This window comes from Niabella sp., from assembly GCF_030150205.1.
In the GTDB taxonomy this organism is placed as follows: Bacteria; Bacteroidota; Bacteroidia; order Chitinophagales; family Chitinophagaceae; genus Niabella.
The window spans coordinates 499,236-519,663 of the sequence record NZ_JASLGT010000008.1 but is presented as its reverse complement, the minus strand read 5'-3'; the positions used below and the strand labels follow the sequence as shown (position 1 = coordinate 519,663).

The following is a 20,428-nucleotide window of genomic DNA, read 5'->3' as shown; positions in this document are numbered from 1 at the left end:
ATCATTTAAGAATGTATCGTTATGTCTTTTGAACAACTGAATAAATTCGACCGCATTGTTGCCATCCTGATCCAGTTGCAGTCGAAACGTATTGTAAAAGCACAGGATCTGGCAGACCGGTTTGAAGTGAGCTTACGTACCATCTACCGCGATATCCGTAGCCTGCAAACGGCCGGTGTGCCTATTGCCAGTGAAGCCGGTGTTGGTTACGAACTGGTAGAGGGCTACCGGCTGCCACCGGTCATGTTTACAAGGGAGGAGGCCTCCAGTTTTGTGGCGGCGGAAAAACTGATGCAGAAATTTATCGACAAGCGGCTGGGCGATCATTTTGCGTCGGCTATCGCCAAGATGAAGGCGGTACTGCGGATGGCCGATAAGGACTGGATCTCCAGCATCGAATCGCAGGTGCAGGTACGTACCGCCCAAAGTATTTTTAATGAAAAAGTGCCGGAAGCATTGTCGGTATTGTTCGATAGTCTTGCCCAGAAAGTACAGGTGGAGATCCGGTATAAAAAAATAGAATCCAGCACACCGGAGATCCGGAAAATAGAGCCGGTAGGTGTATTTCATGAAAATGATTTTTGGTACATCATGGCCTATTGTCATCTGCGGAAAGACTACCGGCGCTTTCGTACAGACCGGATCCAGGGTATACTTAAAACAGAAACCCCTTTTACAAAGGAGCATCCGGAACTGAAGGAATTTTTAAACCAGCGGAAAGAAGTGCCCCGTACGAAGGTACGCATCATGGTAGAACCGAAGGTGGCCGCCTACCTGCAATGGAACCGGCATTATCATGGCTTTACAGAAGAAAAGGAAACCAGCCAGGGTATCGAAATGACCTTCATGAGCAGTTATCCAGAAAGTGATTTTGCCCGCTGGTTTTTGGGTTTTGGTGATCATGCCCGGATCCTGGAACCGGAATCTTTAAAAGCAAGTGTTCGCTCCATCGTGGCAAAACAGATGGAAAACCTGAAGGAAAAATAAAAATGCAATGAAAGCCGCAGATTCGCAGATAATGGCTTGACCCCATCGGGTTTATTGATCTCAATAAGGATAATCTGCGAATCTGCAGCTGCTAATAAATACTGAATGTTCAGGCCATTTACTGTATTGCAAACGGAACCGACGTTCCGTGAGTGGAGGATGTCTATGTTGAAAGCTGCCGATTGATATGAGCAATGCTCTTTCCTGTCTTAACAAAACACCGGTACTTAACGATCCCAGAAGAAGGGTGGCTGAATATTCAATGCCCGGAGGTACACATACCCCTGTCCGCGGTGATGAATTTCATTATCGATAAAATAAAGGATATTCTGGTAAATGGGAAAGTTGTATTGGCCAAAAAGGTTGAAGGTTTGCGAAAAATCTTCTCCGGGAATCTGGTCAAAATAGGTATTAATGGTTACCGTTTCGGCATCCCATAATTTGAGCAGCTCTTCTTTGGTTTTGGGCGCAATATCTTCTTCGCTGTAGGGTGTAGCGGACCGTTCAACAATGGCTTTTAATGCAGGACCGCACATCGACAGCATTTCGATGGCCAGACTGGAGAACGGACGCATGCCGGCAACGGAAAATTCAAACAGTTCTTTTTCCGGGAAGGCTTCAATAACCTTGCGGGTCAGGTTACGGTGTCCCTGCCAGTGTTTAAGCAGTTGTTCTTTTCCGATTACGGCACTTTGCAGGGTGGCTGTTGTTGTTGTCATCATATTGTTTTATTTTATAAATCAAAATTAAAACCGGGTAGTGACAGCCCTTTGTCAGCAGGAATAAAAATCTTTTGTTTTTGTCAGATTAAATTCTTCTCCGTATTTTGAAGGATCATTCGATGGTATGTGCTTCGCTGCGGACATCGGAAATGCTAAAAGAATCCACTATGACGCCTTCTTCAGATAAAATTAGTAGCGGCCTGGGCTGGTTGCGTTTTTTCCTGTTCTTTTTTGTGGCATTTACGTTGTTCATGACCGCCGGTTTACCCCTGATCATCCATTATGCCGGCGATGAATGGAAGATGACACCGCCGGATCAGCCGGCAACCGCCGCTTTTGTATGGCTGGGGGTAGGTTGCTTTTTATGGATACTGGTGCTGGTACTTTTCATCGACAATTTTATCCTGTCGCAGTTTCGAAAAAAACGGTTGTTGGAGCGCTTGCTTCAAAACGGGCGCCATGCCCGTGGAACGGTTGTGCAAAAGCAGGTGCTGCAGGTGGGAGCCAGGGGCGAATTGCTGGCATTAAAGGTAGCATTCAGAAACCTGGTGGATGCCGAGGTTGAAACCACAATCGATATGGTAGACTCTGAGCCCTCGCAGCACCGTTTTGCGCCGGGTAAAACGGTATCGCTATTACTGGATCCGGAAATAGGCGATCCGGCGGTAATGATCCAGGGGAAAGGGTTTCAATGGAACCGGACGATCATGACCATCATTGTATTGGTGCTGTTGATCCTGTTGACCCTGGCCCCGGGTATACTGGTGTATTCGTACATGCAGGAAAGCAGGGGATATGGATGGCGGTACCTGGGTTTTGGGCACCCCTTTATCCTGATCCCTTTTATTATCGGCATTGAACTGGTCATTTATATGGTGATCCGGAAACTGTCCGGAGCAAAACGGAAAAACTCAAAATTGCTTTTATACGGAAAGCCGGCAACCGCTACCATTATCAATACTGCGCAAACGGGACTTTATATCAATGAGCAGCCGCAGGTGCGGTTTACCATCGAATTTGAAGGAAGCCGGGGGCGTATACACCAGGCTTCTTTTAAGAAGGTGGTCGATTTACTCAGAATACCGGATATCGCGCCTGGAAAAACCATTCCCATTTTATACGATCCGGAGCACCCGGAACAAATTCAACCCCTTGATTAAAATGAAACCGAATTATTTTAAAGCGGTCTTTTTAAGTGCCATAGCATTGATGATGCTCTGTGCCTGTGAGCAGATCAACAAGAGCTTTGAAGAAACCCGTCATCCCCGGCCGGAGAAAAAGGATGCAGCAATGCATACAACAACGGAATCGCATAGTACAAATAGCAGCACTGTTATTGAATCTGATGGTGGAGATGCCTCAAGCAACCGGAGCATTTTTGAAGACGCGGCAACGCTGGATCGCATCCAGTCGGAACTGGAAAACCTGCCACAGTTCAGGGGAAAACAACTGATGTTGTACCAAACCCTTTATTTTTACGATTTCCAGGGTGGCCGAATATCAATCAATATTCAAAATCCCGACACTACGGAAAATATAGACCAGTATGTATATGCCAATGGAAAATGGCAGGATCCGACTCCTGTAAAAATCGTTGGGTCGATGCAGAACGAGGTGGATTTTTTAATGCCGCTGAGCCGGATCCGGCTGGCTACCGCTAAAAAGATCAACGATATCGCGCAGGGGAAAATAAAAGAAATCCCCGGAGGAAAAACGAATGGCTTTATCTACTTTAATTACATGAAGATCAAAAGGGTGAACCGTACCGAAGCGGGCTGGTACCTACAGATCCAGGGCGCACGCTCCGATCTTCGGCTGAATTTTGATCCGGATGGCAATTTAAAAGAGATGAAGAAACAGTAAGGGCCTGGATGATGATCAGATAATTTCGTGGGTGGCTTTGGCATGCCCATGATTAAAAGCCAGTGGGCAACTGCACCTTGCGGGGCTCTACGGTATAGGAGCATAGGGGTGCAGAGGAGTTACATAGTTTCCGATTCATCGCATAGACGGCCGGTTGATTTTTGTGGGTTGGAAAGCTGCGGCGCAGCGTTCATCCTATAGGCTAACCGGCCGTGACAGACGTGTAGGTGCAGCGCACCGGTGACAATGCAAAATTTATGCGTGGTTGCTGCCGGGCTGTGCCTTTGTTTATTTGATAGGTACCCTATGTGTTTAGCCCGTATGGAGTGGGGCAAATGGGCGTTTTAGTTTTTATCGGATATATCACAATTAGACAAGGTAACTGAACAAGGTATTGTCCTTATTGAGCTCGGTAAATTCGATTTGTGTGCGTTCCAGGTTTTGGATCAGCGGATGATAATCTTCCCGGTGCTTCAGTTCAATGCCAATCAGTGCAGGCCCGCTTTCCTTATTGGTTTTTTGCATGTATTCGAAACGGGTGATATCATCATGGGGACCCAGTACATCGTTTACAAACTCTTTTAAGGCACCCGGACGTTGTGCAAAATTTACAAGAAAATAATGCTTCAGCCCTTCGTATTGCAGACTGCGTTCCTTTATTTCCTGCATCCGGTCGATATCGTTATTGCTGCCGCTTACAATACATACGACATTCTTTCCTTTAATTTCTTCCTGCATAAAATCCAGTGCGGCGATGGATAATGCGCCGGCTGGTTCCGCAACAATGGCATCCTTATTATACAATTGCAAAATGGTGCTGCAGATCTTTCCTTCCGGCACCAGGCGCATTTCATCAAGATGGGCTTTACAGAGTTCATAGGTAAGCTGGCCTACTTTTTTTACAGCAGCACCATCTACAAAACGGTCAATGGTTTTCAGTTCCACCGGCCCGCCGCTCTTCAGGGCTAATGTCATAGACGGAGCGCCTTCGGGTTCTGCTCCCGTAATTTTTGTATGCGGGCTTACCGATTTAATATAGGTACTTACTCCGGCACACAGTCCGCCACCTCCGTTGGGGATTATGATGTGGTCGATCTTTTTCAGATCATTCCATATTTCAACCCCTACAGTACCCTGTCCTTCAATGATGCGCTCGTGATCAAAAGGTGGAATAAAGATCATCCCATTTTTTTCTGTGTAGATTTTTGCAGCAGTTGCGCAGTCATCAAAAGTATCGCCGGTAAGAATGATCTCGATATTGGTTTCTCCAAACATCTTGGTCTGCTCGATTTTCTGGTTGGGCGTAATGCTGGGCATAAAGATCACGCCTTTTACACCCAGGCGGTTGCAGCTATAGGCTACACCCTGCGCATGATTGCCGGCGCTGGCGCAAACCACGCCTTTTTGCAACTCGTCGCAGCTAAGAGATTGCATCATGTTGAAGGCCCCCCGGAGTTTATAGGAGCGTACCACCTGAAGATCCTCACGTTTGAGGTAAATATTGCATTGGTACTGTTTTGAGAGATTTTGGTTGTATTGTAACGGTGTTTTTATAACAATTCCCTTTAACCGTTCTGTAGCTTTTTCAAATTCAATCTGCATGTCCAAAGGTAAAAAGGAATCCACATTTTATGACTACAATGTGCAGATTTATTATATACTGACCGGTTAAAGTTTAACGCCCACACCCAGGGTAAGGTAGAACAGGTTTTTCCCGGTTTCTCCTTCCAGCAGGTTTTGCGGCATTACGTAGGAGGGTATAACTGTTGCAAAGAATTTTCCTGCCACGGCTACAACGGGGGCGGAGGCTTCGTATGCCAAAATATTAAAACGATCGAAGGATTGTGTGTTTTCTTTCTGGCCCACCGGTATGCCCAGGAATTTGGTACGCTCGATGTAGCTCTTTGTAAATCGTTGTGTTCCTGCGTACAGGTAACAGGAGGGATCGATGGCAAATGCAACACGACTGTTCGGTTTGTGAAGTACAAAGATATGATCCGCTCCCAGGGTAGCCCCGATATCTGTTTTTTCTTTGGAAAATATCAGGTCGCCACCGGCATTGATGGTAATTACGGGAGTTGTGATTGCTGTATTGACGCCGGTCTGGCTCTTTAATGCAGATTGCGGCAAGGCGCTGTTATCCTTGTACAATACCTGCATATAAAAAATATTGCCGCTGAAATGCTTTGAGGGCTTAAAGCGGAACCCGCCTTCCAGGGTGGTTCCGGCATAAGTGGTGGCTATCGCTTTATTTTGAATGAAAACAAAATTTCCCTGAACGTATAGCCCGTTTTTAAGCTGGTAGCCGATATTGGGAATGAGGGCACTGCTCTGTAGGCTGTCTGTTCTTCCGAAATAATGAAGGCGCGTCTGGAAATTCACTCCGGCCCCGAATTCATTTTTCCGGGTACTGTCTTTTTGGCTAAAGCAGGTTACAGGCATCAGCAGGATGCCCCAAAAGATCGATCTCAATATTGGGTTCATAAGAACGGATTCCAGGTTGTACAGCGATTAAAAAGATTGCCCTCTTATTGCGGAGAGGGCAATCAGTAGCATTTTTATTCAGTACCGGATCATTTTACTTTTACGTTACCGGAAGCGTTTGCATCAACAGTTGACGATGGCTGAGCATTTTTGATTTTAGTGGCTCCTTTTTTTACACCAGACTTAACCGTTCCTGTTGTTTTTTGGGTACCCGCAACTGCAGCACCGGTGCCGGCGTTTGCATCTTCTTTAACATTGGTGGCTGTTTCGCCTGAGCCGGATATGCCAATGGTGGAATTTCCGGATGCACCGGCATCAGTACCGGCCGAAATAACTCCCTCCTTTACGGCCGATTGTTCGTTGGCATTTGCCTTGGCATTTTCATTGGCATGAATGCCGGCCTGCACATCTCCATTTGTAGTGGCATCGGTGGCCGATGCATTTTGAGTTTTTGCGCCCACGCTTACGTTGGTACTGGTGCCTGTCTGAACCGAACTTCCGGCATTAACGCTGCTTTTTGCTGCGGTGGCTGTTTTGTCAACAGCTGTGCCGGCTGCGATTTTTGTTTTATCTACCGCCCCGGTTGCGGCAACCGTTGTTTTATTAACAGCGGTGGTTGTAGCCGCAGCTACTTTGCCAACCGTGTTGGTTGCAGCAGACGCTGCCTTTGCTGCATTTACGGAGGCTCCTACAGAACCTTTTACTGCAGTTCCCACGCCTACCTGCGCATGGGCAGCAGTGATAAACAATACCGAGAACGCAGCAATAGAGATTTTGAGATTTGTTTTCATAAAAACGAATTTTAAATTTAGGATCGTGATGAGGTTTTTTATTTCAACGATTGTGCCAAAACTGGTGTATGAAAATGAAGAATGCATGAACTGGCTGTTGCTGTTGAGCCAAGGAGTTTATTACCAGCATGATTGTTAAACAACAGTTGTGGTTATTTAACAAAAGTATTTCCAATGTTTGTTTTTCATGAAATCTTCATTTTATGGGAGGAGCAAAGAACAGTTTAGGAGGTTGCCAAACTGCGGGGTGTGTTAAGATAGTGCCAACCCGAGCATAAGTTCCCCAATGGTATAATTCATCAGGTTCATGGAATAAGAATATCAGGAAGCGCGTGTCGATGCTTCCATGTTTTAAATCTCATATGCAGCAGGCAGCGATTGAAATACATACGGCGTGGCACAGGTCTGTATTAAACTTCTTTGTTGTGCATTTTTGTGAGCTGGTTAATGCGGCCACAGCGTTGTTCAAAAAAGAGGAAGATGTAGCTGTCTATTGAGTAGCCATCCTGTGGACAGGTACATTGATACATCCACAAAGTGCTCCTTTATTTAATTCTTTTGCCGGTTAATCCAGGGCGGTTAGATCTTTGTATGCTGGATGATTTTTCCATCCTGCAGCACCAGTTTGTGCGTAATGCATGCAGGCAGCTGTGTTTCAAAATGGCCTACATAAATGATGGTGACACCATTTTTGCTGATTTCGTCTACCAGTTTATTAAAGTATTGTGTTTGCTGCTGATCCAGCCCCTGGCAGGGCTCATCCAGCACCAAAAGCTGTGGATTTTTAATAAGGGTGCGGCCTAATAAAGCCAGCCGTTGCTTACCCAGTGGGAGCGTGGTCAGCAGTTCGTCTTTTACGTCATAAAGATCCAGGAATTTCAGCAGCTCATCCAGTTGTTGTTTCTGCATATAACGCAGCTGCCGGTACAGGCCGTTACTGTCGAAAAAGCCGGATGCAAGACTTTGCAGCACGGTAGCGTTTGCATCAAAATACCAGTGCAGTTCCGGCGAAATAAGACCGATCCGCCGTTTAATATCCCAGATGCTTTCCCCACCGCCGCGTTGTACGCCAAATAATTTAATATCATTGGCATAGGCCTGCGGATGATCACCGGTTATCAAACTCAGCAGGGTCGATTTTCCCGAACCGTTATGTCCCTGGAGCAACCAGCGTTCCCCGGCATTTACCTGCCACTGGATATCTTTCAGTACCTGTTTTTCTTCATAATGAACCTGCACATCTTTCATATGGATCAATGTCTGCGTCGTATATTGAGGCGGCTCTTTCAGAAAAGCGGGCAGGGGTTTTAAGGCCTTTGTCTCAAAGCTAAATGAAGCATCCGTAACAGTCAGGCTGCCATTTTGCAGCAATGCAAAATGGTGAATGCACGGGGGCAATTCAATATCGTTGCTGATCAGGATCAGGGTGCCGCCATTTCCTGTAAATTCATCAAGCAGCTGGTTTAAACGTCCGCGGGAGTTTACATCAAGCCCGGTATAAGGCTGGTCGATGATCAGTAATTGCGGGCGCAGCCACAGGGCCTTGATCAGCTGTAGCTTTTTATGCTCCCCACTGGAGACTTCAAAAAGCTGCTCATCCAGCACCCGGGTATAATCCAGTGTGGTGATCAGCTCCTGCAAACGATGATTGTTTAATGCATGTTCTTTGCCGTATAACTCCAGTTCCCTTGCAATGGTAACGGTATCCCTTCTTTGCTGGTGGTTGTATCGCTGCTGATAATAAAAATTACGGTCGCCTTCCAGGTTGGTAAACCGGTACCAGCTTTCTACAAAAAGTGTTGCGGCCGGCAGGGGGCTTTGCGGATCATAGCTGATGTTTAGCTTTCCTGTATACTTTACCGGACCGGCGATGGCCCTTGCAAAAGTTGTTTTGCCGCTTCCGCTCATTCCTCTTATTACCCAGCTTTCACCCTGGTTCACGGTAAGGGATACATGCTGTAATACGGTTTTGGCACCGTAACGTACGGACAGGTCTTCGATGTTAAGTAAGGTCAAGGTTGAAATATTTTTTAATAAAAAAGACCTGCAAGGTTTAACCCGTCCGCTATGGCGGCAAACCCTACAGGTCTTTTGAGGTCTTTTAAATATGCGGTTCTTACGCTGTTTTGATCGCCTTCATAGCGGTCATTGCTTTACGCAACACCGTACCTACCTGCTCTACAGGATGCGAACGGAGGGCTTCGTTTACTTCAACCAGCTCCTGGTTGTCTACCGCGCCGTCTTTTCCTTCGTTGAAGTTCTTACCTACCAGGTCTGTATCTACTGTCTTCATGAAATCGGCCAGTAATGGCTTACATGCCTGATCAAACAGGTAACAGCCATACTCTGCGGTATCAGATATCACACGGTTCATTTCGAACAGTTTTTTACGTGCAATGGTATTGGCAATTAAGGGTGTTTCATGTAACGACTCGTAGTATGCAGATTCGGGCTTAATGCCGGCTTCCACCATGGTTTCAAAAGCCAGTTCCACACCCGCTTTAATAAAAGCTACCATCAGTGTGTAGTTATCAAAGTATTCCTGGTCTCCGATCTTTACTTCACCTGCCGGTGTTTTTTCAAAAGCTGTTTCGCCGGTCTCTGCTCTCCATTTCAGCAGGTTGGCGTCACCATTTGCCCAGTCTTCCATCATAATACGGCTGAACTCGCCACTCATGATATCGTCCTGGTGTTTTTGGAACAGGGGACGCATAATGGTTTTCAGTTCTTCTGAGATCCGGAATGCTTTGATCTTTGCCGGGTTGCTCAGGCGATCCATCATACCGGTAACACCACCGTGTTTCAGGGCTTCCGTGATCACTTCCACACCATATTGTACCAGTTTGGAAGCGTAACCGGGTTCGATACCTTTTTCGATCATTTTGTCAAAGGAAAGAATGGAACCGGTTTGCAGCAGACCGCAAAGAATGGTTTGCTCGCCCATCAGGTCCGATTTTACTTCGGCTACAAAAGAAGACCGCAATACACCGGCACGATGTCCGCCTGTACCTACACAATACGCCTTGGCCTGCTCCAGTCCTTTGCCTTCAGGGTCATTCTCAGGGTGTACGGCAATCAGTGTGGGAACGCCAAAGCCACGCAGGTATTCGGCTCTTACCTCACTTCCGGGGCTTTTCGGGGCCACCATAATTACGGTCAGGTCTTTACGGATCTGCATGCCTTCTTCAACGATGTTGAAACCGTGCGAATAAGAAAGCGTAGCACCCTGCTTCATCAGCGGCATCACAGCGCTTACAACACTGGTGTGTTGTTTATCGGGAGTCAGGTTGATCACCAGGTCTGCACCGGGGATCAGTTCTTCGTAGGTGCCTACGTTAAAGTTGTTATCGGTTGCGTTTTTCCAGCTGGCTCTTTTTTCTTCGATGGCTTCTTTACGCAATGCGTAAGAAACATCCAGACCACTATCTCTTAAGTTTAAGCCCTGGTTCAGGCCTTGTGCGCCGCAACCAACGATTACGACTTTTTTTCCTTTCAATGCATCTACACCGTCCAGAAACTCATCGTTGCTCATGAATTCACAAACGCCCAGTTGGTTCAGCTGCTCTCTCAGGGGTAGTGTGTTAAAGTAATTTGCCATTGTTATTTGATATTTAGTATTTACGATTTAGTATTAGAATTTAGTGCTTGGTATTTGGAATTTACGAATTAACAATTCGTGCATAGTCCCGCATCGATTGCCAGTGCAGGGTGTCGTGCGCTACTACGGTGATCAGCATTTCTTCAATACTGGTTACCGGCAAGCCGAACGTACCAGTCGTATACTCCGTAATTTCCTGGAAACGGTTGGCATCGAGCGCCTCTTTTACGGCCAGCGTAAAGGTGTCTGACAATCTGATCAGCTCATCGATTTCCTGGTGCGTGGCGGGAGCGGAGGGCTTCGTTCCCTTCCTATAAATATCCTGCAGGGGAATAAGGAAGCCGGGGTCCACGGATGTAGCTTTAAATACAAGACTGTAGCCACTTACCACCAGGTGGCCAAAGTTCCAGATGATGTTATTGTTAAAACCGGCAGGTATTTGATTGAGCTTATCAAGAGGGGTTTCTTTTATAAGCGCAATGGCTTTTTGCCGGATGCTATCGATCATATTTAGTGTGTACATTGTTTAATTTTTGCCGGGTATCCGCTCGTTAAAAGATATCCGGTTATTGAAAGGATCATTTACGGTAACGCACCAGGCGTCATAAAAGGTTTCTTCCAGTCCCGGACGGTTGTATTTATACTGTTTATTGAGGAGCATACCATGAAAATCTTTCAGCCCGGTACACCATACAAACACATGCGTGCCGGGTGTGCCGTCTCCATGATGTTCACTGAGGTGCAGGGTGATGCCCTCTTTCTCCACTTCCAGGTAAACCGGTGTGTTGTCTTCAAACCGGTGTTCCCATACAATGGTAAATCCCAGCCAGTCTACATAAAACTCAATGGCCTTCGCGTAGTCAAAAATGCGCAGTACGGGTATGGTTTTTTCTACCGTCATTTTTTACATGCTGAATACCGTGTCCTGCTCATTCAGAAACTCATTTTCGATCACTTCTTCCCCCGGCTCCCGGGCTTCGAATTCCTTGATCTTTTTATGAAAGCCTTCGCTGCTCTTTATAATGGCTACTCTTGCACCGCGTACAAATTCGATCAGCCCGTATTCTTCAAACAGCTTTACCAGCTTATCGGTTTCTTCGCGATGACCGGTGCATTCAAAAACGGTGTAATCATTATTGATGGATACCACACGGGCACCGTATTCCCGCAGTACGCGCTCTACGCTCATTTTTTCGGTTACCTGGCTGGTTGGTACCTTGTACAGGGCCAGCTCCTGCCAGATGATCTCGCTGTTCAGATTGTAATAGGCTTTCAGTACCTCAACCTGTTTTTCGATCTGCTTGCATAATTTTTTTACCACTTCTTCTGTTTCGTCAATCACGATATTGAACCGGTGGATGCCGGGGATTTCAGAAGAAGAAGTGTTCAGACTGTCGATATTGATTTTCCGGCGGGAAAAAATAATCGTAATGCGGGCCAGCAGACCGATCTGGTCTTCTGCGTAAACGGTTATAGTATATTGTTGCTTCATTGTTGTGTTTGAAGTTTAAAATTTAACGTTTAAAGTTTTTGTAACGATGATAATCCCGGTTGACCAATTCAACTTTGTAAGCACCAGATCGGTTCTGGTTTCCAGTGCTGCAATAAAGGCTTCTACCTTTTGCGCATGGCCCTCCGGCCAGTTGGGCTGAGGCAGCATGTCGTCGATAAAATAGATGCCACCGGTTTTTAACAATGCAAAGGTTTCTTCAAAAAGATCGTATTTGCCCGGCATGGCGTCGGCAAATATAAAGTCAAAAGGCGCGCCCTTGTAAGTGGTGATCCATTCGTAACCATCGGCACATACAAACTGAATCCGGTCGCCCTTTAGTTGCTCCTCTGCCACGCTGATCAGCAGTTCATTGTTGTCAACGGACACCAGTGCAGCGCTATTGTCCATGCCACTCAGCATCCACGAGGTTGCCAGTCCGGTACCCGTGCCCAGTTCTAATATACGGCCACCAGGCTTTGAGGCTACCAGGGTCCTTAACAGGCTTCCGGTTTGCAGATCAGAAGGCATGTCAAAACCCAGCGCTTTTGTTTTAAGCGCGATGGCCTCATATTGAACAGGAATGTTGATGGTTACCTTGTCTGTCATGCTGCTTTACCTGTTTTTTGATAGTGTTCCACAACCGGGAACGGCTCATAAAAATGATGCAGGAGTTTTTTCCATTCCTGGTATGCCGCGCTTTTCCGGAACCCTTCGGTATGATCCTCCAGGGTTTGCCAGCGTACGATCAATATATATTTATGCGCTTCTTCCACGGACTTTAGCAACTCGTGTTGCAAATATCCTTTCATGGAGCTGATAATGCTTCCTGCTTTCCCGAAGGAAGTCAAAAAATCATGATCCGTTCCCGGGATAATATTCAATATTGCAATTTCGGTGATCATGTACAAGGCACTAAACTATTATGGTGAGTATCTCTTTTGGTGTAATTACGGGTAGAAGAGGCTGTTCCAGTCTTTTAAAATCTTTAATGTTTGAGGTGATAAAGTAGTCCATCTTTCCTGCTAAAGCTATTTGATATAATACTGCATCTTCTAAATCATTTTTTGCGCTTCTGAATCCTGCATTTATTATGTCATTAGTACAGGGCAACACATTTAAAATAGTCATAACATTGAGCATCTGTTTCCGGTAACCATCTATATTCGAACTTTTTCGAACGAGATAGCTCGTTGTATTGATTACACTTTCGGAAACATAGCCTTTTAATAATCCATCTTCAATTGCGTTGACCATTTTCACGGCATCCTGGTGCAGCAAGCGACTTGCAACAAAGAAATCAACGATAATATTCGTGTCTATGAATATTTTAAATGCCATATTTTTCCTTTAAATAAGCATCACGGGCTGCCGGGATATCGTCAATTACAAGATCCTGAATAATCCCCGCCGCTTTATCGCTAATCCTTTTCTGGGAGTGCCCTTTTGAAACTAACCGGCTAAAGTACGCTTCAGCAATTTTGGATACCGATGTTTTTTGTTTTTCGGCATACAGCTTTATTTTAACTGCTATATCTTCCTCAATTGTTAAATTCAATTTCGTCGTCATAAAAATTGTTTCTATAAAGATACGCCTATTTTTTATTTATACGTATAGTTTCCTCTTTGTTTGCCTGCTTCTTATTGATTACTAACTATTTCAACCGGATCTCTGCTACACTACTACCTTGCGGTACCATCGGAAATACATTGTTCTCTTTACCTACTTTTACTTCGAGTAAATATGCACCGTCGTGATCCAGCATGGTTTTCAGGGCTGCCTTCAGCGCTGCACGCTGATCAATTGATTGCCCTTCGATGCCATAAGATTTGGCCAGCATTACAAAGTCCGGACTGGTAATATTTACAAAGGAATAACGCCGGTCGTGGAACAGTTGCTGCCACTGGCGTACCATTCCTAAAAATTCGTTATTCAGGATCAGGATCTTTACGGCTGCTCCAAACTGCATGATGGTTCCCAGCTCCTGTAAGGTCATTTGAAAACCTCCATCGCCGATAATGGCCACTACAGTGCGGTCCGGTGCTCCGTATTTAGCTCCGATCGCTGCAGGTAAACCAAAGCCCATCGTTCCCAATCCACCAGAAGTTACATTGCTTCTTGTTTTTGTGAATTTTGCATACCGGCAGGCCACCATCTGGTGTTGCCCCACATCGGTAACAATTACCGCATCTCCATTGGTCAATTCATTCAGCGCCGACATTACTTCGGCCATCGACATTACATCGCCTTCCGGATGCATTTCCGGCTGAATGCATTCTTTGTCTTCTTCCGCGGCATACCGGGCAAATTCGCTCAGCCAGCTGCTGTTGTCCTTCTGATCGATCAGGGCGGTAAGCAAGGGCAGGGTTTCTTTACAATCGCCCCATACGGGTACGGTAGCCTTTACATTTTTATCTACTTCTGCAGGGTCTATATCCAGATGGATCACTTTGGCCTGTTTGGCATATTTATCGAGGCGGCCGGTAACCCGGTCATCAAACCGCATGCCCACGGCAATGAGTACATCGCATTCATTTGTGAGTACATTGGGACCATAATTTCCATGCATGCCCAACATGCCCACACCAAGCGGATGATCGGTGGGCAGGGCACTTTCTCCCATGATGGTCCATGCTGCCGGAAGGTTACCTTTTTCAATAAAGGCTTTGAATTCATTTTCGGCGGATCCCAATATCACCCCCTGGCCAAAGATCACAAAGGGCTTTTGCGCGCTGTTGATCAGCTTTGCTGCTTCCGCTATATATTCTTTACGCACGATCGGTTTGGGACGATAGCTACGCACATGGTTACATTGCTGGTATCCCGGGTATTCGAATTGCTGAAGCTGTGCGTTCTTGGTGATATCTACCAGTACCGGACCGGGACGGCCGCTGCGGGCAATGTGAAATGCTTTTGCCAGTACATTCGGAATTTCATGTGCATCCGTAACCTGGTAGTTCCATTTGGTTACGGGCATGGTTACATTGATCACGTCGGTTTCCTGGAAGGCATCGGTGCCCAGCAGGTGGGCAAATACCTGTCCGGTAATGCAAACCAGCGGGGTGGAGTCGATCTGCGCATCGGCCAAACCGGTAACCAGGTTGGTGGCACCGGGTCCGCTGGTAGCAAATACCACACCGGTTTTACCACTGGTGCGGGCAAATCCCTGGGCGGCATGGATACCGCCCTGCTCATGGCGAACCAGTATGTGTTCTAATTTCCCGTTATAATCATATAATGCGTCATAGATGGGCATGATGGCTCCACCGGGGTATCCGAAAATAGTGGCTACTCCCTCCGCAATAAGGGCTTCCAGTACCGCCTGGCTACCGGAAATAGTGTCGCCGGCCTGAATCGTTTTGTGCGCCGCTGTGGCTGTGTTTTTTTGTGCTGTATCTTTTATCTGGGTCGTTTCCATACACCTGATTTTGTTTGTTATTATTTATTGTTAGAACCGGCTTTTACCTAAACCCGGTAAAACCCGATGAGGTCGGTTGATTGCACTGCGGTGAAACCAACCTGCCGTAGCAGGGTCACCAGCTGGCCACGGTGATACGTGGCGTGGTTGACGACATGCGCCAGTACCTGGTAGTAAAGCGATGTGTATTCCTGCCCGTTAAACCGCCGGTAATGGAAGGGGGTTTTGAGTTTTGTTTCATCAAAGCCCGCTACCCAATCGCTAAGCTGCCGGGATGTTTGTTCCCAAAGATCCATCAGCTCCTGCCGGGAACCGGTAAAAGTTTGATCCAGGCGCACCACAGCCTCATTGTTCAACCGTTGCAGCCAGGCATTTTCTGCGTTGACCACATGTAATACTGTTTCACGAATGCTGTTAAAACTACTTACAATGGGCTGCTGCCATTGGGCATCGCTGATCTGCTGCAGCCAGGAACATACCTGGGCGGTACTGGCCCGGTTAAATTCCATCAATTCTGTAAAATAGGTTTTATCCATTGTTGCTACGCTGTCTTCGGTTTGTAAGAATAGGATCTGCTATACTGATACGGTCTCCGTTAATCTTCATCGGTTACACATCCCTGTGATGCGTCTTTTACCAGCTTGGCATATTTATACAATACACCGCTCTTTGCCTTTAGCGGCGGCTGTTGCCAGCCTTCTTTACGTTTTGCAATTTCTTCATCCGGAACCTTGAGCGTAAGCGTGTTGTTAACCGCATCGATCTCGATAATATCTTCATCCTGTACAAAGCCGATCAGTCCGCCCTCGAAGGCTTCCGGGGTTACGTGTCCTACTACAAAGCCATGGGTCCCGCCACTGAAGCGTCCGTCGGTGATCAGCGCCACGCTTTTTCCCAAACCGGCTCCAATGATCGCTGAAGTGGGTTTCAGCATTTCGGGCATTCCCGGAGCACCTTTCGGCCCTTCATTTTTGATTACCACCACGTCGCCTGCTTTTACCTTGCCGCTGGAAATACCGGCAATCAGGTTCTTTTCTCCATCAAATACACGGGCCGGTCCTGTGAATATTTCGCCTTCTTTTCCGCTGATCTTGGCTACGCTTCCTTTTTCTGCAAGGTTGCCGTAAAGGATCTGCAAATGTCCCGTAGCTTTCAGTGGTTTTTCGAGCGGGTAAATGATGTCCTGGGATTCAAAATCCAGCTCCGGCACACTCTCCAGGTTTTCGGCAATGGTTTTACCGGTAACGGTTAAACAGCTGCCATCGATCAGTCCTTTTTTCAGCAGGTATTTCATTACCGCAGGAACCCCACCTTTGTTATGCAGGTCTTCCATCAGGTATTTCCCGCTGGGTTTAAAGTCGGCCAGTACCGGTATACGGTCGCTGATCGCCTGAAAATCGTCTTGTGTCAGCGGTACATTCACACTCCGGGCCATGGCCAGCAGGTGCAGTACGGCATTGGTACTTCCGCCCAGCACCATGATCACCACGATGGCATTTTCAAACGCCTGGCGGGTCATGATATCGCTCGGTTTGATATCTTTTTCCAGTAGCAGCCGGATGGCTTTACCTGCCGCGGCACATTCCTGTTTTTTTTCTTCGCTCAACGCGGGATTGCTGCTGGAGTAGGGGAGGCTCATGCCCATTGCTTCAATAGCAGAAGCCATTGTGTTGGCGGTATACATACCACCGCAGGCACCTGCTCCGGGGCAACTGTTCTTTACAATGCCCATAAAATCGGCTTCATCAAGTTGTCCGGCGATCTTCTGACCCAGGGCCTCAAAAGCCGAAACGATATTCAGGTCCTGGCCTTTATAATGTCCGGGGGCAATGGTGCCGCCGTATACCATGATCGAGGGTCTGTTAAGCCGGCCCATGGCGATGATAGATCCCGGCATGTTTTTATCGCATCCCGGCACAGTGATCAGCCCGTCGTAATATTGCGCGCCACATACAGTTTCAATAGAGTCGGCGATTACATCCCGGCTAACAAGTGAATAACGCATCCCATCGGTACCATTGCTCATACCGTCACTTACACCAATGGTATGGAAGGTTAAACCCACCAGGTCCTGTTCCCACACCGCTTCCTTTACGTGTTGGGCAAGGCCGTTCAGGTGCATGTTGCAGGGATTGCCGTCATAACCCATGCTGGCGATCCCAACCTGAGCTTTCTTTAAATCCGCTTCGGTAAGACCCAGTGCATAAAGTTGTGCCTGCGCTGCGGGCTGCGTGGGATCCTGTGTAATGGTCTTGGAATACTTGTTTAACTCTGTCATGCCGATTTACTTAAGATTTGATAATTAATTCAATAAAAAACCCGCCTTTATATGAGGCGGGTCCTGTTTAAAAATTCGTTTATTTTATACAATCAACCCTCCTCCGTAGCGGCAGCTAATGACAATGACGATTACCACAATAATATTGCGGAGGAAAGAAACATTGTTGTTACGATAGCTGATCATAAAACGAAGGAGCTTTGTGCGAATATAAAGCCTCATTTGTTGTGATCAAAATTTTTTCTTCTCCTGAGAAGAAAGCCTCTTGCTATGAAAAGAACTACAAAAGCGGGATTATATGATCGTTGATTTTTGCAACGCCATATTTTCTCCCTTTGCAAAACCGGGTATCGTACCGCGAATGAAATCGCTGATCAGGTCGCCGATCGTGCTGGTAGAATAATTGTTTACGGAATCCATATCTTTTGCTACAAACCCGTGCAGCAAGGTCCAGTTAACTGCCGTCCGTATAATGAGCGCTTCCTCATGCAGGTTGAAATAATCCATCATCATGGCGATGGACAGGATTGCGCCAACGGGGTTGGAAAGGTTCCGCGCGCTTTCCGGCTGTTGGTCAAAGGCAAATGCCGGACTAAAAAAGGGCATCGCACCGGCCACCCGAACGGCAGGGATCATGAACCGCGTACCGGTAATGGCCGCTGCCTGGCTAAACAGGTAATCACCCGCCGCCTTATGCGTAATGATTACATCAAACCCCGCCGGTTGCTGCAGCATACGGTCCCAGGCCTCCTGCACAGCAATTTGTTCCAACCGGATATCCTTATAATCTCTGCCGGCTTTTTCCAGTACTTCCAGCCAGGAAGCCTGTTCCGGATCCTGGGGATGGGTTACCACCGTGATCTGTTTTTTCCGGTTGGCGGCCTGCTGCAATGCCGATTGAGTGATGCGGTCCTGGTTGTGCGCATCCGTTGTCTGCGCCTGGTATAATAAAAGATTAAGTCCTTCGCTGTGTTTGGGTTTCAGCGGTGACAGATGTTGTAAAGAAGGATAAACGGTAACCGGCTGCACCGTTACCAATACCGGAAACGCATTTTCGATTGTCCGTTGCGTGGCGGTGCCACTAAACAGGGTGGCGTCACCGGCTGGTTGCGGGGTTGTTTCAGCAGTATGGATCAGGTCAAAATAATGATCATATTGTTCCGCAACGGCATCCAGTACTTTTACTGCTTGTGCGGTTACTTCTCCGGCTGCGCCTGTTTCTTCGATGATCGTGATCTTCTTTTTCATTTTATGATAGCCCGAAAGCCATTGGTTGATTCTTTGATTTAGCAATAGCGGAGGACAGGGCTTTTTTATAAAGGGTTGGGGTGCCTTGCTCCAGCTCTATCACATGCCTTACACAGGCAGGAATTTCATCTTCGTAATGACTGATAAAAAGCAGGGTCATACCGGTTTCGGAATGGATGCGTTCCAGCAGCCGGATCACCATCCGCGACTGGCTGTCGTCCAGTCCCTGGCAGGGTTCATCCAATGCCAGCATTAACGGGTCTTTGATCAGTGCCCTTGCAATTAACACCAGTCGCTGCTCACCACCGGAAAGTGACCGGAACGGGTGGTGGGCCTTATCCTGGAGGGAAAAGAAACGAAGCCAGGTCGCTACTTTCCGGGTCTGTGCTTCATCCAGCCTTCCAAATAAGCCATAGGCATCAGAAAAGCCGGAACCTACTACCTGGGCCGGTGTGATGCCCGGTTCAAAAAAATGTTGCAGGTCCGGAGCCACAAAACCAATACGGCGCTTAATATCCCAGATGCTTTCGCCGCTTCCTCTCCGCTTTCCAAACAGGTTAATTTGCTGGGCGTAGGCCTGGGGATGATCGCCATTGATCAAACTTAGCAAAGCGGATTTACCGGCACCATTGCAGCCCTTGATAAGCCAGCATTCGCCGTTATTCACCTGCCAGTTAATATTGTTAAGGATCGTGGTATTGCCGTGGCGGATGCTAACCTGCTTCATGGAAATAAGCGGCCCGATATGATACGCTTTTTTTAGTTCGGGAAGCGGTGCCTCCTGCCGGGATGGCATCGATTTCATAAAGCCAAGCTGTTCTACCGGCGCATAATTAACCAGCGCACCTTCCGACATTTCGGCAAAATGGGTAATGCATACCGGCAATTCATGGCTGTCGGTAATCAGAATGATACGGGTGCCGCCGGCTGCCAGTTGATTCAGCACGGCATGCAGCACTTTTCGGCTTCTGGCATCCAGTCCGGTAAATACCCGGTCCAGGATCAGTACGCCGGGGCGTGTCAAAAGGTGGCCGATCAACTGTACCTTTTTAAACTCGCCGCTGGAAAGGCGGGTTACCGGGGTATGGCTGCGGTGGGTAAGCTGAAAAGTTTCGAGCCATTGAAACACGGCTTCGGCGTCGCCCCTGTTCAGCAGCATTTCAGAAACGGTTACCGCCTCATTGGCGGCGCTGGTAAACCGTTGCTGATGATAGCGATCCGTGGAAGGAGCCTGGCTGCGGAGCGGATACATAGCCGGTACATAAGCGATCACCGGTTGTATGGCCTGGGCTCCTTTTTTATATTCAATAGTGCCGGTATACGGCAGTATTCCTTTAAGTGCTTTTGCCAGCAGCGATTTTCCACTGCCGCTGGCTCCAAAAATAGCAAGGTGCTCATCCGCTTTTAATGTAAAGCTGATGTGATCCAGTAAAAGCTTTCCGGTTTGTTTAACCGTTACATTTTTTAATATGATACTACAGTACGCTTCCATTGCTATTTTCCAGATAAGGAGCTCCCGGTGCTGAATGATCAGCCGGGCTCCAAAAAA

General features: G+C 47.3%; 21 protein-coding genes. 3 read left to right on the top strand and 18 right to left on the bottom strand.

Annotated elements, in window-relative coordinates; all coding sequences use genetic code 11:
• Positions 1-21 precede the first annotated feature (21 nt).
• Complete coding sequence (locus Q1V85_RS06860) at positions 22-987, top strand: YafY family protein (protein ID WP_300598557.1); 966 nt, start codon at positions 22-24, stop codon at positions 985-987.
• Between the two features lie 227 nt (positions 988-1,214).
• Here Q1V85_RS06860 and Q1V85_RS06855 read toward each other — a convergent pair whose 3' ends face one another.
• The gene (locus Q1V85_RS06855) at positions 1,215-1,709 is read right to left on the bottom strand and encodes a DinB family protein (protein ID WP_300598556.1); all 495 of its coding nucleotides are present in this window, start codon (positions 1,707-1,709) and stop codon (positions 1,215-1,217) included.
• A gap of 104 nt (positions 1,710-1,813) precedes the next feature.
• Here Q1V85_RS06855 and Q1V85_RS06850 point away from each other — a divergent pair, with 104 nt between their 5' ends.
• On the top strand, positions 1,814-2,869 hold the full coding sequence (locus tag Q1V85_RS06850; protein ID WP_300598555.1) for a hypothetical protein: 1,056 nt from the start codon (positions 1,814-1,816) through the stop codon (positions 2,867-2,869).
• A 1-nt stretch (position 2,870) separates the two neighbouring features.
• Entirely contained in the window at positions 2,871-3,572 is a 702-nt protein-coding gene (locus Q1V85_RS06845; RefSeq protein WP_300598554.1) for a hypothetical protein, read from the top strand.
• A gap of 369 nt (positions 3,573-3,941) precedes the next feature.
• On the opposite strand, the gene ilvA is transcribed toward Q1V85_RS06845, so the two are convergent.
• The 17 genes from ilvA to Q1V85_RS06760 form a co-directional block, all read right to left on the bottom strand.
• A complete protein-coding gene (gene ilvA, locus Q1V85_RS06840) occupies positions 3,942-5,174 on the bottom strand; it encodes a threonine ammonia-lyase IlvA (RefSeq protein ID WP_300598553.1) in 1,233 nt (410 codons plus the stop codon).
• A 66-nt stretch (positions 5,175-5,240) separates the two neighbouring features.
• Positions 5,241-6,056 (bottom strand): hypothetical protein, encoded by an 816-nt coding sequence (locus Q1V85_RS06835; protein ID WP_300598552.1) that lies wholly within the window; start codon positions 6,054-6,056, stop codon positions 5,241-5,243.
• Between the two features lie 89 nt (positions 6,057-6,145).
• Entirely contained in the window at positions 6,146-6,847 is a 702-nt protein-coding gene (locus tag Q1V85_RS06830; RefSeq protein WP_300598551.1) for a hypothetical protein, read from the bottom strand.
• A 579-nt stretch (positions 6,848-7,426) separates the two neighbouring features.
• Complete coding sequence (locus Q1V85_RS06825; RefSeq protein WP_300598550.1) at positions 7,427-8,863, bottom strand: ATP-binding cassette domain-containing protein; 1,437 nt, start codon at positions 8,861-8,863, stop codon at positions 7,427-7,429.
• A gap of 100 nt (positions 8,864-8,963) precedes the next feature.
• Positions 8,964-10,445, bottom strand: a complete 1,482-nt coding sequence (gene ilvC, locus Q1V85_RS06820; protein ID WP_300598549.1) for a ketol-acid reductoisomerase — start codon at positions 10,443-10,445, stop codon at positions 8,964-8,966.
• Between the two features lie 61 nt (positions 10,446-10,506).
• On the bottom strand, positions 10,507-10,968 hold the full coding sequence (locus tag Q1V85_RS06815) for a DinB family protein (RefSeq protein WP_300598548.1): 462 nt from the start codon (positions 10,966-10,968) through the stop codon (positions 10,507-10,509).
• A 3-nt stretch (positions 10,969-10,971) separates the two neighbouring features.
• Positions 10,972-11,346, bottom strand: coding sequence for a glyoxalase superfamily protein (locus Q1V85_RS06810; protein WP_300598547.1), 375 nt, complete (start codon positions 11,344-11,346; stop codon positions 10,972-10,974).
• A 3-nt stretch (positions 11,347-11,349) separates the two neighbouring features.
• Positions 11,350-11,937 (bottom strand): acetolactate synthase small subunit, encoded by a 588-nt coding sequence (gene ilvN / locus Q1V85_RS06805; protein WP_300598546.1) that lies wholly within the window; start codon positions 11,935-11,937, stop codon positions 11,350-11,352.
• 15 nt (positions 11,938-11,952) lie between these two features.
• On the bottom strand, positions 11,953-12,543 hold the full coding sequence (locus Q1V85_RS06800) for a methyltransferase domain-containing protein (RefSeq protein ID WP_300598545.1): 591 nt from the start codon (positions 12,541-12,543) through the stop codon (positions 11,953-11,955).
• On the bottom strand, positions 12,540-12,839 hold the full coding sequence (locus Q1V85_RS06795; protein ID WP_300598544.1) for an antibiotic biosynthesis monooxygenase: 300 nt from the start codon (positions 12,837-12,839) through the stop codon (positions 12,540-12,542). The genes Q1V85_RS06800 and Q1V85_RS06795 overlap by 4 nt, the downstream gene beginning before the upstream one ends.
• 10 nt (positions 12,840-12,849) lie before the next feature.
• The gene (locus Q1V85_RS06790) at positions 12,850-13,275 is read right to left on the bottom strand and encodes a PIN domain-containing protein (RefSeq protein WP_300598543.1); all 426 of its coding nucleotides are present in this window, start codon (positions 13,273-13,275) and stop codon (positions 12,850-12,852) included.
• Positions 13,265-13,504 carry a DUF6364 family protein gene (locus tag Q1V85_RS06785; protein ID WP_300598542.1) on the bottom strand — a complete coding sequence of 80 codons (240 nt, stop codon included), beginning with the start codon at positions 13,502-13,504 and terminating at the stop codon, positions 13,265-13,267. Before Q1V85_RS06785 ends, Q1V85_RS06790 begins: the two co-directional genes overlap by 11 nt.
• An 85-nt stretch (positions 13,505-13,589) precedes the next feature.
• The gene (gene ilvB / locus Q1V85_RS06780; protein ID WP_300598541.1) at positions 13,590-15,353 is read right to left on the bottom strand and encodes a biosynthetic-type acetolactate synthase large subunit; all 1,764 of its coding nucleotides are present in this window, start codon (positions 15,351-15,353) and stop codon (positions 13,590-13,592) included.
• A gap of 47 nt (positions 15,354-15,400) precedes the next feature.
• Positions 15,401-15,889: a DinB family protein gene (locus tag Q1V85_RS06775; RefSeq protein WP_300598540.1), complete on the bottom strand. Its 489-nt coding sequence runs from the start codon at positions 15,887-15,889 to the stop codon at positions 15,401-15,403.
• A gap of 59 nt (positions 15,890-15,948) precedes the next feature.
• A complete protein-coding gene (gene ilvD, locus Q1V85_RS06770; protein ID WP_300598539.1) occupies positions 15,949-17,631 on the bottom strand; it encodes a dihydroxy-acid dehydratase in 1,683 nt (560 codons plus the stop codon).
• A 294-nt stretch (positions 17,632-17,925) separates the two neighbouring features.
• Complete coding sequence (locus Q1V85_RS06765) at positions 17,926-18,879, bottom strand: isocitrate/isopropylmalate family dehydrogenase (RefSeq protein ID WP_300598538.1); 954 nt, start codon at positions 18,877-18,879, stop codon at positions 17,926-17,928.
• A 1-nt stretch (position 18,880) separates the two neighbouring features.
• The gene (locus Q1V85_RS06760) at positions 18,881-20,371 is read right to left on the bottom strand and encodes an ATP-binding cassette domain-containing protein (protein WP_300598537.1); all 1,491 of its coding nucleotides are present in this window, start codon (positions 20,369-20,371) and stop codon (positions 18,881-18,883) included.
• Positions 20,372-20,428: the final 57 nt, after the last annotated feature.

Excerpts from the sequence above, each read along its gene's own strand:
- ilvN (WP_300598546.1), bottom strand. The coding sequence starts at position 11,937 with ATGAAGCAACAATATACTATAACCGTTTACGCAGAAGACCAGATCGGT.
- Q1V85_RS06810 (WP_300598547.1), bottom strand. The coding sequence starts at position 11,346 with ATGACGGTAGAAAAAACCATACCCGTACTGCGCATTTTTGACTACGCG.
- Q1V85_RS06765 (WP_300598538.1), bottom strand. The coding sequence starts at position 18,879 with ATGAAAAAGAAGATCACGATCATCGAAGAAACAGGCGCAGCCGGAGAA.
- Q1V85_RS06835 (WP_300598552.1), bottom strand. The coding sequence starts at position 6,056 with ATGAACCCAATATTGAGATCGATCTTTTGGGGCATCCTGCTGATGCCT.
- Q1V85_RS06800 (WP_300598545.1), bottom strand. The coding sequence starts at position 12,543 with ATGACAGACAAGGTAACCATCAACATTCCTGTTCAATATGAGGCCATC.
- Q1V85_RS06790 (WP_300598543.1), bottom strand. The coding sequence starts at position 13,275 with ATGGCATTTAAAATATTCATAGACACGAATATTATCGTTGATTTCTTT.
- Q1V85_RS06815 (WP_300598548.1), bottom strand. The coding sequence starts at position 10,968 with ATGTACACACTAAATATGATCGATAGCATCCGGCAAAAAGCCATTGCG.
- ilvA (WP_300598553.1), bottom strand. The coding sequence starts at position 5,174 with ATGCAGATTGAATTTGAAAAAGCTACAGAACGGTTAAAGGGAATTGTT.
- Q1V85_RS06855 (WP_300598556.1), bottom strand. The coding sequence starts at position 1,709 with ATGATGACAACAACAACAGCCACCCTGCAAAGTGCCGTAATCGGAAAA.
- ilvC (WP_300598549.1), bottom strand. The coding sequence starts at position 10,445 with ATGGCAAATTACTTTAACACACTACCCCTGAGAGAGCAGCTGAACCAA.
- ilvD (WP_300598539.1), bottom strand. The coding sequence starts at position 17,631 with ATGACAGAGTTAAACAAGTATTCCAAGACCATTACACAGGATCCCACG.
- ilvB (WP_300598541.1), bottom strand. The coding sequence starts at position 15,353 with ATGGAAACGACCCAGATAAAAGATACAGCACAAAAAAACACAGCCACA.
- Q1V85_RS06775 (WP_300598540.1), bottom strand. The coding sequence starts at position 15,889 with ATGGATAAAACCTATTTTACAGAATTGATGGAATTTAACCGGGCCAGT.
- Q1V85_RS06860 (WP_300598557.1), top strand. The coding sequence starts at position 22 with ATGTCTTTTGAACAACTGAATAAATTCGACCGCATTGTTGCCATCCTG.
- Q1V85_RS06845 (WP_300598554.1), top strand. The coding sequence starts at position 2,871 with ATGAAACCGAATTATTTTAAAGCGGTCTTTTTAAGTGCCATAGCATTG.
- Q1V85_RS06785 (WP_300598542.1), bottom strand. The coding sequence starts at position 13,504 with ATGACGACGAAATTGAATTTAACAATTGAGGAAGATATAGCAGTTAAA.
- Q1V85_RS06760 (WP_300598537.1), bottom strand. The coding sequence starts at position 20,371 with ATGGAAGCGTACTGTAGTATCATATTAAAAAATGTAACGGTTAAACAA.
- Q1V85_RS06830 (WP_300598551.1), bottom strand. The coding sequence starts at position 6,847 with ATGAAAACAAATCTCAAAATCTCTATTGCTGCGTTCTCGGTATTGTTT.
- Q1V85_RS06795 (WP_300598544.1), bottom strand. The coding sequence starts at position 12,839 with ATGATCACCGAAATTGCAATATTGAATATTATCCCGGGAACGGATCAT.